The sequence below is a fragment of the Asticcacaulis sp. genome, assembly GCF_051954415.1.
Classification (GTDB): domain Bacteria; phylum Pseudomonadota; class Alphaproteobacteria; order Caulobacterales; family Caulobacteraceae; genus Asticcacaulis.
In genome coordinates this window covers 120,809-133,284 of record NZ_JBQCHT010000022.1, presented here as the reverse complement: position 1 = coordinate 133,284, position 12,476 = coordinate 120,809, and the positions used below count along the sequence as shown (strand labels likewise).

The 12,476-nt window shown below is 60.0% G+C and carries 13 protein-coding genes; 8 read left to right on the top strand and 5 right to left on the bottom strand.

Going from position 1 to position 12,476, the window contains the following annotated elements:
- Positions 1-69: 69 nt before the first annotated feature.
- The 3 genes from ACTHND_RS07720 (at position 70) to ACTHND_RS07710 (ending at position 1,766) form a co-directional block, all read left to right on the top strand.
- A complete protein-coding gene (locus tag ACTHND_RS07720) occupies positions 70-345 on the top strand; it encodes a hypothetical protein (protein ID WP_440177368.1) in 276 nt (91 codons plus the stop codon).
- Between the two features lie 30 nt (positions 346-375).
- Complete coding sequence (locus ACTHND_RS07715; protein ID WP_440177367.1) at positions 376-1,011, top strand: glutathione S-transferase family protein; 636 nt, start codon at positions 376-378, stop codon at positions 1,009-1,011.
- A gap of 395 nt (positions 1,012-1,406) precedes the next feature.
- Positions 1,407-1,766, top strand: coding sequence for a DUF2794 domain-containing protein (locus ACTHND_RS07710; RefSeq protein ID WP_440177366.1), 360 nt, complete (start codon positions 1,407-1,409; stop codon positions 1,764-1,766).
- A 57-nt stretch (positions 1,767-1,823) separates the two neighbouring features.
- Here the strand turns inward: ACTHND_RS07710 and ACTHND_RS07705 are convergent, their stop codons facing one another.
- Positions 1,824-2,576 (bottom strand): Bax inhibitor-1/YccA family protein, encoded by a 753-nt coding sequence (locus ACTHND_RS07705; RefSeq protein WP_440177365.1) that lies wholly within the window; start codon positions 2,574-2,576, stop codon positions 1,824-1,826.
- 151 nt (positions 2,577-2,727) lie between these two features.
- On the opposite strand from ACTHND_RS07705, the gene ACTHND_RS07700 reads away from it, so the two are divergent.
- Together ACTHND_RS07700 and ACTHND_RS07695 are read left to right on the top strand one after the other, a co-directional pair.
- Positions 2,728-3,762: an aldo/keto reductase gene (locus ACTHND_RS07700; protein WP_440177364.1), complete on the top strand. Its 1,035-nt coding sequence runs from the start codon at positions 2,728-2,730 to the stop codon at positions 3,760-3,762.
- Between the two features lie 9 nt (positions 3,763-3,771).
- Positions 3,772-4,554, top strand: a complete 783-nt coding sequence (locus tag ACTHND_RS07695; RefSeq protein WP_440177363.1) for an HpcH/HpaI aldolase/citrate lyase family protein — start codon at positions 3,772-3,774, stop codon at positions 4,552-4,554.
- Positions 4,555-4,857: 303 nt separating this feature from the next.
- On the opposite strand, the gene cimA is transcribed toward ACTHND_RS07695, so the two are convergent.
- From cimA to ACTHND_RS07680, 3 genes are all read right to left on the bottom strand, one after another.
- Positions 4,858-6,441, bottom strand: coding sequence for a citramalate synthase (gene cimA / locus ACTHND_RS07690; protein WP_440177362.1), 1,584 nt, complete (start codon positions 6,439-6,441; stop codon positions 4,858-4,860).
- A gap of 43 nt (positions 6,442-6,484) precedes the next feature.
- Positions 6,485-7,597 carry a cell division protein ZapE gene (zapE, locus tag ACTHND_RS07685; protein WP_440177361.1) on the bottom strand — a complete coding sequence of 371 codons (1,113 nt, stop codon included), beginning with the start codon at positions 7,595-7,597 and terminating at the stop codon, positions 6,485-6,487.
- 254 nt (positions 7,598-7,851) lie between these two features.
- Positions 7,852-8,682, bottom strand: coding sequence for an NAD(P)/FAD-dependent oxidoreductase (locus tag ACTHND_RS07680; RefSeq protein ID WP_440177360.1), 831 nt, complete (start codon positions 8,680-8,682; stop codon positions 7,852-7,854).
- A 100-nt stretch (positions 8,683-8,782) separates the two neighbouring features.
- Here ACTHND_RS07680 and ACTHND_RS07675 point away from each other — a divergent pair, with 100 nt between their 5' ends.
- From ACTHND_RS07675 to rarD, 3 genes are all read left to right on the top strand, one after another.
- Positions 8,783-9,193, top strand: coding sequence for a response regulator (locus ACTHND_RS07675; protein WP_440177359.1), 411 nt, complete (start codon positions 8,783-8,785; stop codon positions 9,191-9,193).
- Positions 9,194-9,304: 111 nt separating this feature from the next.
- A complete protein-coding gene (locus ACTHND_RS07670) occupies positions 9,305-10,336 on the top strand; it encodes an aspartate-semialdehyde dehydrogenase (protein WP_440177358.1) in 1,032 nt (343 codons plus the stop codon).
- Between the two features lie 74 nt (positions 10,337-10,410).
- Positions 10,411-11,313 carry an EamA family transporter RarD gene (gene rarD, locus ACTHND_RS07665; protein ID WP_440177357.1) on the top strand — a complete coding sequence of 301 codons (903 nt, stop codon included), beginning with the start codon at positions 10,411-10,413 and terminating at the stop codon, positions 11,311-11,313.
- 33 nt (positions 11,314-11,346) lie between these two features.
- On the opposite strand, the gene ACTHND_RS07660 is transcribed toward rarD, so the two are convergent.
- Positions 11,347-12,471, bottom strand: coding sequence for a serine hydrolase domain-containing protein (locus ACTHND_RS07660; RefSeq protein ID WP_440177356.1), 1,125 nt, complete (start codon positions 12,469-12,471; stop codon positions 11,347-11,349).
- Between the last annotated feature and the right edge of the window lie 5 nt (positions 12,472-12,476).

Here is a 12,476-nt window from a genome sequence, read left to right as displayed (position 1 = left end):
CAAAAGCGCAATGCGGTGAGGTGCCGCGGTTTGTTGCTTTCCGCACGGGCGCGCCGTAAGAACGGGATCATGAAAAACCGCCTGCCGCTCATCATCACCATCGCCGGACTGGCCGCGGCCCTCTATGCCGTGATACTGAACCTTGTCACGGCTGTGCCGGCTGCCGCACAATCCTTCGTGGTGCAGAGCCTGATCTTTGCTGTCGTGGCCATCGTCTGCGGTATCTATATTCTGCGCCGGGGCGGCGGCTGGCGGTTTCTGGCCATCGCCATGATCGGCCCGGCGGTATTTGTCATCGCGGATGCCGGAATGCGTCTCGCGCTTTATCTGCGTCAGGGTGTATAGTCGGCCGCCTGACCTCAAGGATAAGCTGCCATGACCCAGCCCGCCGCACCGATCAAATTCTATTCCATGCACCTTTCGGGTAATGCCCACCGGGTGCTGCTGACCTTGCGGGCGCTCGACCTGCCGTTTGAGCTGATCGAGGTCAACCTGCGCGCCAAGGAGCAGAAGTCGGAAGCCTTCCTGCAGATGAACCCGTTCGGCCAAGTGCCGGTGATCGATGACAATGGCACAATCATCTGGGATTCCATCGGCATCATGACCTATCTGGCGCTGCGTTACGATGATGGTCGGTTGCTGCCGCGTGACCCGGCACAATTCGGGCAGATCATGGCCTGGCTGGGCAAGACCTCCGGCCCGATCGCCTACGGCATGGCCACGGCGCGGCGGATCAACCTCTTCAATGCCCCGGCGGATATCGATACAGCCCATGCCATCGCGCACGACTTCCTGCATGTGATGAATGAACATCTGGAAGGCCGCGCCTGGCTGGTGGGTGGCACCGTCACCCTCGCTGATCTCGCCTGCTATGCCTATGTCGCCCACGCACCGGAAGGCGGGGTGGACCTGAAGGGGTTCGGCAATGTCAGCGGCTGGCTGGCCCAGGTCGAGGCCCTGCCCTTCTTCGCCGCCATGCCCAGGGCCAAGGTCGGCCTCTGGGCGGAATAAAATCCAGATTTCAATGAAATCTGGCAAGGGCAAGCGCCCGCCCGAGCCTATGCGAGAAGCCCCGCGGCGCCTGAGCGGAAAAATGCCAAAAAAAGACGCCGCTACGAGGGGGAAAACGTAGCAGCGCCAGAATATCTCGGGGAAGAAGAAATGTCTGCCGGCCGGGGGACTACTGGATTCCGGGGGCTGGGGGGGCTGTTCAGGGGGGAACCCGAGCAAGTCGCCTCGGCCGACATCTGCATAATCGATGGGGAAGCGGGCCGTGGAAGGGCCAAATTAAGGTCATATCGCGTCCTTTTCATAACTTTCCCATAAAGACGACCTTATGAATTTACTTGCGCGATTCAGCCGCATCAGGCGTAATCAGGTCAGATTTCCTGCGGAGTCTTGGGCTTATGAGTATTCAGGATTTGAGCGGCGCCTTTAACGCCTCGCAGCCGCAAAATGCCGGAAAGCCAGGCCCGGTCTTCTTTGAACGCAAGGAACTGGAACTGATCCTGCGGCTATACGGACAACATGTCGCCTCCGGTGAGTGGCGCGATTACGCCATAGATCAGCTTGCCGACGCCGTGGCCTTCAATATTTTCCGCCGCTCCAATGAAGCCCCGCTTTACCGTATTGAGAAACGCCCGTCGCTTGCCCGCAAGCAGGGCGCTTTTGCCGTCTTCAACCAGGTCGGCCTGATCCTAAAACGTGGCCGCGAACTGGGCCCCGTGCTGGCCGTGCTGGATAAACGCAGGTTCGACGTTCTTTAAAAGAAAACCCCTCCGGAATGGCTTCCGGAGGGGTTTTCAGTTCAGATGTATCAGCTCTTAACGACGGCCGCCAAACAGGTTCAGCAGGCTGAGAAACAGGTTGATAAAGCTGACATAGAGGCCGATGGCGCCGATATAGGTCAGGGCGGCGCGATGATTGGCCGAAAGCTGACCCGCCGAATAGTACAGCGACTTCAGCGACTGGGTCTGATAGGCAATCAGGGCCGAGAACAGAACCACGCCGATACCCGACATCGCCATCATCATGATGCCGCTCTTGAGGATGAAGGCATTGACCAGGCCGGCAATGATCAGGCCCAGGACCGAGGCCGAGAAGAAGCCGCCCCAGCCCGACATGTTGACCTTGGTGGTATAGCCGATCAGGCTGACGACGCCGAAGGTGGCTGCGGTCACAAAAAAGATGGTGGCGATCGAGATGCCGGTGTAGAGCAGGAAGATCGACGACAGAGACACGCCCATGATGGCGACGAACACCCAGTAGAAGGCACCCGAAACCGCCGCGTTCAGACCGTTCATGAAGCGGCCGGAAATGAAGCTCAGCACCAGCGGCGCGAAGGCGAAGATCCAGCCCAGAGGCGTATAACCGGTGACGCGGCCGTCAGCAGTGAAATTGTAGAGAAGCTGGATCAGGAAAGGCGAGTTGGCCACGGCCCAGGCCATGCCGCCGGTGACCACGAGGCCCAGCGCCATTTTCTGATAGATGCCCAGCAGGAAGTTGCGCAGGCCCATATCCTTGGCCTGTTCTTCCACGGTGGGCATGGCAATATAGCGAGTGTCCATGTCGTTCATAGGTTTGAAACCCCTGTTAAATGTCTGATGCCGCTGGCGCGGTATTGCCAAGGCATTCTGGTGATAATATGGGACCGTGGCGCTTTCCTGACAAGAGGCATTCTCTCACCCGCAGGGACTTTGATATTCTAAGTCATTTAGGCAAATCCGCATGAAATATTCCCCCCTCGGACGCACCGGTCTTGAAGTCTCCCGCGTCTGTCTCGGCACCATGATGTATGGCAGCCAGGTGTCGCAAACCGATGCCTGGGCGCAGATGGATTATGCGCTGACGCGCGGCATCAATTTCTTCGATACGGCCGAAGCCTATGCCATTCCGCCGCGCCCGGAAACGCAAGGCGCCACCGAACGGATCATCGGCGAATGGTTTCAGGCGCGCGGCAACCGCAAGGACATTATCCTGGCCACAAAGGCCGCCGGCCGCGCCGATTTCATGACCTGGATCAGGAATGGCCCGCGCCATACGCGCGACCATCTCGATGCCGCCATCGAAGGCTCGCTGGATCGCCTGCAAACCGACTATATCGACCTCTACCAACTGCACTGGCCGGACCGCCGCTATGCCGGCTTCGGCTTCCACCACTATACCGACTACGACGCCGATTATGAGAGCTTTCATGCTATCCTCGAAAGCCTCGACCGCCACGTGAAGGCCGGACGTATCCGCCATATTGGCGTGTCGAACGAGAGCCCCTACGGCGTGATGAAGTTCCTGGCGGAATCGGAAAAGCACGGCCTGCCGCGCATTGCCTCGATCCAGAACGCCTACTCGCTCGTTTCCCGCGCCTTCGACTACGGCCTGGCGGAAGTAGCCTTGCGTGAAGATGTCGGTCTGCTGGCCTATTCCTCGCTGGCACAAGGCTATCTGACCGGCAAGTACCGCAATGGCGCCCTGCCGGAAGGCGCGCGCAAGACGCTCTATCAGCGCCTCAATCGCTACGAAGGCCCCGGCGGCATCGAGATGATCGACAAATATGTCGATCTGGCCGCCGAACTGGGCCTGAAACCCGAACAACTGGCACTGAAATTCGTCGATCAGCGGCCGTTCGTCACCTCGACCATTATAGGCGCCAGTTCGATGGAACAGTTGATCAGCGATATCGACGCCTTCGATCTGGAATGGACGCCGGAGATCGACAAGGCGGTAATGGCCCTGCACCTCAGCCATCCCAATCCCTGTCCGTAAGGCTCTCACATGATGCGCTCTGCCCTCTTCATTCCCTGCGCCAATCCGAAGGCCATGGCCAAGGCAGCGACGCTGCAATGCGGTGCGCTGATCTTCGACCTGGAGGATGCCGTCGGCGATGCTGAGCGCGACGGGGCGCTGGTGCGGCTGGCGGAGGCGCTGGCGGGTACATTCGTGGCCAAGACGATACTTGTGCGCATCCATCCGCAATATCTGGGTGGCATTCACAAGGCGCTGGCAGGATTGCGGATCGACGGTCTGGTCATCCCGAAAGTGAACAATGCGGCCGATATCACCGGCGTGGCACATCTCTGGCCTGGCGTACCGCTGTGGGCGATGATCGAGACGGCGCAAGGCGTGGTCAATCTGGCGGAAATCGCGGCATCGGGTGTTAAGGGTCTGATTGCCGGACCGAACGACCTGCGCAAGGATCTGCGTACCCGGCCAATGGCGGCCCGCGCTGATATCCTGTTCGCCCTGTCGCAGATCGTGCTTTATGGCCGGGCCAATGGTCTGGCTGTACTCGATGGCGTCTATAATGCCTTCAAGGATGAATCGGGCTTTGCAGCGGAATGCGCACAGGGCCGCAGTCTCGGTTTCGACGGCAAGACCCTGATCCATCCGGCACAGGTCGCGGCGTGTGAAGCCGCCTTTTCCCCTTCGGAAGCGGAAGTGGTATGGGCTAAAGCGGTTGTCGCCGCCTTTGAAGGCAGTGCGGCCGGCGTCGTATCGGTGAATGGTGAAATGGTCGAGCGCCTGCATCTGGAACAGGCGCGGAAGATTTTGGAATAGCCTGAACCGAACTCCGACGATAGCGGTAGCGTGAGGCGATCAAGGACATCTGTGTCATCTGTGGATACCCCTTCCTGCCAGGGCCGGAAGCGCGCGCGAAGCTGTTTTTTTTTGATCCACAGATTACACAGATATTCGGGGTAAGCACACGCTACCGCTATCGTCCGGTGCGCGTTGCGAAGAGAGGTAAGAAACCCCACCACCACATCTCGCCCGCGCAGGCGCTGCCTCGTGCGGTCCCCCTCCCCGTTTGTCGGGGTGGGGGACCGCGCCCAAAGGGCGTGGTGGTGGGGTATCTTAAGGTCAAACGCCTGCCTTCAGCAGGTGATAGGTAATCGCATCGTAAAGCGCATTATAGGACGCATCGATCACATTGTGGCTGACGCCCAGCGTGTTCCAGGTGCGACCCTGGTCATCGCGGCTTTCGATCATGACGCGGGTCAGCGCCGCGGTGGCGTCTGAAGGGGTCAGGATGCGCACCTTGTAGTCGTTCAGGTGCATGGTATTGAGCTGCGGATAATGCGGCGTCAGGGCCTTGCGCAGGGCAGCGTCGAGCGCATTGACCGGACCGTTGCCTTCGGCCACGCTCATCACCTGCTCGCCTTTGACGACCAGCTTCACGGTCGCCTCGGCGACATCAAAGGCGCGGCCTTTCGCATCGAGGCGGTATTCGTTGAGCGCGCGATAGCTTTGCAGTTCGTAATAGCGCGGCAACTGGCCCAGGCGTTCACGCGCCATCAGTTCGAAACTGGCGCTGGCGTCTTCATAGGCATAGCCCAGGGCTTCGCGCTCCTTCACCGCCTTGACCAGTTCGCCGATATGGTCGTCATCGTCGGCAACCTCTATGCCCATCTGGTGCAGGCGGTTGACGATATTGGCGCGGCCGGCCTTGTCCGACACCAGGATCAGACGCGAATTGCCGACCAGGGCGGGATCGATATGCTCGTAGGACCGGCTGTCCTTGTTCATGGCGCTGACGTGCAGACCGCCCTTATGCGCGAAGGCGGATGAGCCGACATAGGCCGCGTGGCGGTTGGGGGCGCGGTTCAGGCGGTCATCGACCAGGCGCGACAATTCGCCGATATGGGTCAGTTGCTCAGCCGAAAGGCCGGTATCATAGCCCATCTTGAGCATCAGGGTCGGGATAATGGCGATCAGATTGGCATTGCCGCAGCGCTCGCCGATGCCATTGATGCAACCCTGCACCTGACGCACGCCGGCTTCGACTGCGGCCAGCGAGTTGGCCACAGCCTGCTCGGTGTCGTTATGGCAGTGGATGCCGAGCCTGGCGTCGGGCAGGGCGGCCTTCACGGCGCTGACAATGCCATAGACTTCGGAAGGCATGGAGCCGCCATTGGTATCGCACAACACCAGCCAGTTGGCGCCGCCTTCATGCGCGGCCTTCAGCGCCTCAATGGCATAGGCGGGATTGGCCTTGTAGCCGTCGAAGAAGTGCTCGGCATCAAACACGGCTTCGCGGCCATTGGCACGGATATGGGCCAGGCTGTCGCTGATCATGCGCAGGTTTTCGGCGGTGGAAACCTTAAGCGCCGTCTCGACCTGCCAGTCCCAGGTTTTGCCGACCAGGCAGACGGTCGGCGTATTGACCGCCAGCAGATCCTGCAAACCGGGATCATTAGAGGCTGAACGGCCGGCGCGACGAGTCATGCCAAAGGCCGAAATCTTCGCCGTCTTCGTCTTCGGCAGGGCGCCGAAAAAGGCGTCGTCGGTTGGGTTGGCGCCGGGCCAGCCGCCTTCGATATAGTCAATACCGAAGGCATCAAGCGCGGCCGCAATCGCCTGCTTGTCGGCGACAGAAAAATCGATTCCTTGCGCCTGCGCACCGTCGCGCAGCGTGGAGTCATAAAGATAGATACGTTCAGCCATGGCCCATCTACAGAATGGGGATAAGTGCGGTCAATCGATTTCGCTAACCTGCTCTGTTCAGATAGTCCTCGGAGCGCATTTCTTCCAAACGCGAGACCGTACGCTCGAATTCGAAGGCGCCATCGCCCACCGGATAGAGCAAAGACGGCTCGGCGTCCGCCAGGATTACCGTCTTGGTGCCGGCCTCATAAAGCGCATCGATCAGGGTGACGAAGCGCTTCGCCTCGTTGCGGTTGGACGGCGACAAAATCGGCACGCCCTCGATGAAGACCGTTGTAAAGCGCTCGGCGATGGCGAGATAATCGGCCGGGCCGTTATTGGCGGCGCACAGTTCTGAGAAGGTGGCGCGCAGCATCGGGCCGGCGGCGCGGGCGAAATGCAGCTTGCGCTCATTGACCGTCAGGACTGCGTCCATCTCGGTCATCAGGTGCTTCATGTCGGCCCACAGGGTATTGAAGGCGGCAATGGCGTGCGGTTCGGTGGAAGGCGAGAACCAGGTTTTCGCGCCGCGCAGGCGGTCAAGCCGGAAATCCTTAGGGCCAGAGACCTGAACGAGCGTGGTGCGGTCCTTGATCATGGCAATAAAGGGCAGGATATGCTCGCGGTTCAGGCCGTCCTTGTAGAGATCGTCCGGCGGTCGGTTGGAAGTGGCGACCAGAATGACCTTGCGCGCAAACAGCGCTTCGAACAGCCGGCCGAGGATCATGGCGTCGGCGATGTCCGTCACCTGCAATTCGTCGAAGCACAAAAGCTGCGACTGGCTGGCGATCAGGCGGGCCACCGGCGCGATCGGATCGTCGCCCTTATGCGTGCCGAAATTGATCTTGCGGGTCTTCGCATCGCTTTCGCGCCACAGGCGGATATAGTGATGGACCTCAGCCATGAAGGCATGGAAGTGGACGCGACGCTTCGGGATCTTGTGAATATTGTTGTAGAACAGGTCCATCATCATGGACTTGCCGCGGCCCGGCGGCCCCCAGAGGTAGAGTCCGCAGACGCGCGGCTGGATGCCAAGGAGGCGCCGCCACAGGGCGCGACTCTGGCGGATGCGGCGCTCTAACACGACCAATGCCTCGATGGCTGCCTTCTGGGCGGCATCGGGAATAATCTCGCCCGATTTCAGCAGGCGTTTGTATTCACTACGGATATTGGCCATTCGATCTGTTCACGCGACGGCCTTTGCGGCCACCCACCAGTTTATTGCGATCCGTTATAGACGATCCGGCTCAATATGGCGTTAAAAAAATGCTGCATGTGCGTTAGAAGCAAGAAGCCCCACCACCACATCTCGGCCGCTGGCCTCGTGCGGTCCCCCTCCCCAGCATAGCCGGGGAGGTATAATATTTTTGTACCTCCCCATCTTGATGGGAGGGGGACCGCGCCCTTCTTAGGGCGGGGTGGTGGGGTTTCTTACTTTTGCAGCTTGATCGAAATCTGCTTGGCCACCTGAATGCCATGCGCCGCCGAAGTGGTCACGCATGGATGCCAGTAATCGGTCACTTCACCACAGGCATAGACGCCCGGCAGGCTGGTTTGGCCAAAGCGATCGACGCGAATATAGCCGTTTTCCAGGTCAGGTCTCAGCCCCTGCGGCACCACAGCTTCGAAGCCGAACATGATGCCGAACGCATCGAACGCCTCGCCATTGAGGGTCATCGCGCTCTGATCCGCCTTATATGGCCCGACGACTACCGGCACATCCGGGATCATGTCCTGCAACAGCTTCTGTGCACGAGGCGGACGGCGCGAAAAGATCGTCACCTTCCCGCCCCTGTCACGCACGAACCGCGCCTGGTCGAAGGCGTTATCCCCGCCGCCGAGAATGGCCACGCGTTTGCCTTTGACGTTGAGCGCCTCCATTCCCGTACCTGGCCCGATAACAACCCGGTCCGAGGCCGTAAAGCCGCCGGTACGTGGCTGTGAACCCGTGGCGATCACCAGATAGGGCGCGGAAAATGTACCAATGGGCGTCGTCACCTGCTGCTCCTCGACGGAAACCGCCGGGCAATTCAGCCGCACATCGACGCTCACCGCCTTCGCGTGATCCGCCAGCGAAGCCGCCACCTGCTGGCCGGTTTTACCCTGTACGCCCGGTATCCACAAATTTTCATACGGGCTGCGCGTCTGCAAACCGCCCAGTTGCGCGGAAGCCTCTAGCACCACGCATTCGACCCCGAGCTTCTTCAGCCAGATGGCGCAACTGATCCCGGCGGGGCCGCCGCCTATAATGATGGCATCCATCTTGCGTAACTCATATTCAGATAACACGTAATGTGTATATTTGTAACAGGTCGTGATTCGCGGAAACCGCACAGCCTGTATCAGGGAAGAGGGAAAGACCTTGAAATTATTATGCGTAGAAGACAATGCTACCCAGCGCAAAATGGTCGATCTGATGCTGGCGGCTACGGGGATAGATGTCGATTTCGCCACGGACGGCCAGGAAGCCCTGGAAGCCTACCAGACCACGGAATATGACGCCGTCCTGATGGATATGGAAATGCCGGGGATGTCGGGCCTGCAGGCGACGCGCGAAATTCGTCTGATGGAAGATGGCTTTCATCTCGGCTATACACCCATCCTGTTTCTGAGCGCCAATGAAAGTGCCGAACGGATCGACATGGGGTATCAGGTCGGGGGCGACGGTCACCTGAACAAACCCTTCACCTCAGGCGCTCTGATCAGCGCCCTGGACAGCGTCATGCGCGCCGTCAAGCGCCGCGGCCTGACGGAGATGAGGCAGGCGCTTTAGTATCGCCAGAAACCGCTGCGGGTAAAATCCGTGCGTGTGGATAATTAAGCCTTGTCATATGGCTTAAAAAGGATCATTTGCGCTGCTCGTATATTTAACAGGAGCAGTCTTATGGGTTATCGGGTCGCCGTAGTCGGCGCCACCGGCGCTGTGGGTCGTGAAATGATGACGATCCTCGAAGAAGTGAACTTCCCCGTCTCGGATATTTACGCGGTCGCTTCGCGTAAATCGGTCGGCGTCGAGGTCTCTTTCGGCAACAAAACCCTGAAGTGCGTCGATCTCGAAACCTTCGACTTCACCAAGGTCGACATTGTTCTGATGAGCGCCGGTGGTGATGTCTCCAAAGCCTGGTCGGAAAAGATCGGCAAGGCCGGCCCGATCGTGATCGATAATTCCTCGGCCTGGCGCATGGACCCGGACGTGCCGCTGATCATTCCGGAAGTGAACCCGGACGCCGTCTGGGACTGCAAGAAGAAGCACATCATCGCCAATCCCAACTGCTCGACCATACAGATGCTGGTGGTGCTGAAGCCGCTGCATGACGCTGCCACCATCAAGCGCGTCGTCGTCTCGACCTACCAGTCGGTGGCCGGCGCCGGCAAGGCGGGCATGGACGAGCTGTGGGACCAGACCAAGGCCATCTACGGCATGGGCGACAAGACCCCGAAGAAGTTCACCAAGCAGATCGCTTTCAACGTCATTCCGCACATCGACGTCTTCATGGAAGACGGCTACACCAAGGAAGAGTGGAAGATGATCGTGGAGACCCACAAGATCCTCGACCCGACCATCGATGTCGTCCCCACCGCCGTGCGCGTTCCGGTCTTTGTTGGCCACTCGGAATCGATCAATATCGAGTTCGAAAACCCGATGGACGAGCAACTGGCCCGTGAAATCCTGCGTGAAGCGCCGGGCGTCGCCGTGGTCGACAAGCGCGAGGCCGGCGGTTACATCACCCCTATTGAGGTGGTGGGCGAGTTCGATACCTACGTGTCGCGCATCCGTAACGACCCGACCGTACCTTATGGCATTTCGCTGTGGTGCGCGTCGGACAACCTGCGCAAGGGCGCGGCGCTCAATGCCGTGCAGATTGCACAGCTTCTTGACGAACGCGGTGTCATTGAGGCCCGAGCCGACGCTTAAATCTCACAGATCGTGATGTTTTAAAGCCGGTGGAGCCTGAAGGTTCCACCGGCTTTTTCTTTCTGGATACGACCATGTCTTCCCTGACCTCCCGGTTTACCTCGCCCGTTGCCCTGGCCATAGTGTGCTACCTGATCTGGGGCCTGGTGCCCCTGTTCTATCTGCCGATCCACGCCTTCGGCGGCGCGGCGCTGGAAATCATCGCCCACCGCTCGGTGTGGGCCGTGCTCTGCGCCGGCGCGCTGGTCTGGGTCACCAAACAATGGCCGGAGGTCTTCCGCGCCTTCCAGACCCCGCAACTGCGCTGGATGCTGCTCCTGACCTCGGCCTTGGTCGCTACCAACTGGGGCGTCTATGTCTGGGCCGTGACCAATGGCCACACCATCGAATCCTCGCTGGGCTATTACCTCAACCCCCTGCTCAACATGGCAGCCGGGGCCATTCTGTTCCGCGAACGGCTCGATAACTGGGGCAAGGGCGCCATTGCGCTGGCGGCCATCGGCGTGATCGTCCAGACCCTCGCCATCGGCCATGTACCGTGGATCGCCCTGATCCTGGCCATAAGCTTTGGCGCCTATGGGATCCTGCGCAAGCAACTGGCCATCAATGCCCTGGCCGGGCTGTTCGTTGAATGCGTCTATATGTTCGTGCCGGCGATCCTCTATCTGGTCTGGTTTGAAACGACGGGCCAGGGGCACTTCTTCGCGTTCGATCACGCCTTCTGGTTCACGATGACCGGCCCGATCACGGTCCTGCCGCTGACGCTCTTTTCCTATGTGGCGCGCCGCCTGCCGCTGTCGACCATGGGCTTTATCCAGTTCATCTCACCGACCAGCACCCTGGTCATCGGCCTGTTCCAGGGCGAACCCTTCACGCTTTTGCGCGGGATAAGCTTCGCCTTTATCTGGGCCGGGGCGATGGTCTTTGCGTTTGGGGCGTGGCGCAGGTTGAAGGCGATCAAGGTTGCGGAAGTATAAGACGAGGGGGCACAGTCCCCTCGACCCCATGACTTAAAGACATTGATACAACGCGTTGATCAGCCCCACCGGGCGCGGATCGCCGATCAGATAGGCCGACTGCTTGTTCATCACATAGCCGACGCTCAGGCGCTTTTCAGGATCAGCCATGGCGCAGGAGCCACCCCAGCCGCTATGGCCCAACGCACGTTCATTCGGTCCGTAAATCCGGATGCCGGTATTGCGCAGCAAACCGGCGGCCCATGACAGCTTGAACGGCAACACCCGATCCTGACCATATACACGCTCACGGGTCAGTTGCCCCAGCGTGCCAAGCGACAGCAACTTCTGGCCTTTCAGCGCACCGCCATTGGCGACGATGCCCATGAACTGCGCCAGAGACAGCGCCGTCGCGTGCGTGTTGGCCGAAGGGATTTCCATGCGCCGCCAGTCGGCCGAGCCCTTACCGGCGGGCGAAGACCCGCGATCGAGAAAAGCCGCCTGTTTGATGGCGTCAAGCGTGCCCAGATCGGGCGCCGAGGTCGGCTTCTGCATGACCGAAATGCGCGCGGCATAGTCGTCCGGCGTGCCGATCATCAGGTCGAGACCAAACTTCGCGGCGATATCCTCGCGCAGAGCTGTGCCCATAGACCGGCCATCGACGCGGCGGAACACCTCGCCCAGCAGATAGCCGCCGGCGATCGGGTGATAGCCGGAGCCCTGGCCCGGCGTCCACAGCGGCGCCTGTTCGCACAACGCCTTCAGCGTGGCCTCCACATCGAACCAGATGGTCGGATCCTGCGGCGGCGAAAAGCCCGGCAAACCGCCCTGGTGCGAGATCAGTTGGCCCACCGTTATGCGCGACTTGCCGTTCTGGCCAAATTCCGGCCAGTAATGGGCCACCGACGTTTCGTAATCGAGCTTGCCCTTATCGACCAGCCGGGCGATCATCACGGCCATCACCGCCTTACCGGTCGAAAACACCGGCGTAAGCGTGGTATCACTAAAAGGCACCGTCCCTTCGCGGTCGGCATTGCCGCCCCAGATATCCAGCACCGTCTCGCCATCGATCACCGCCGAGAAGCGCGCGCCGCGCTCCTTGCCCTCGGCAAAATTGGCGGCAAAGGCATCCTTCACGGCGGCGAACTTTGGCGGGCAAATACCTGAAATCTCGGTCATGAATA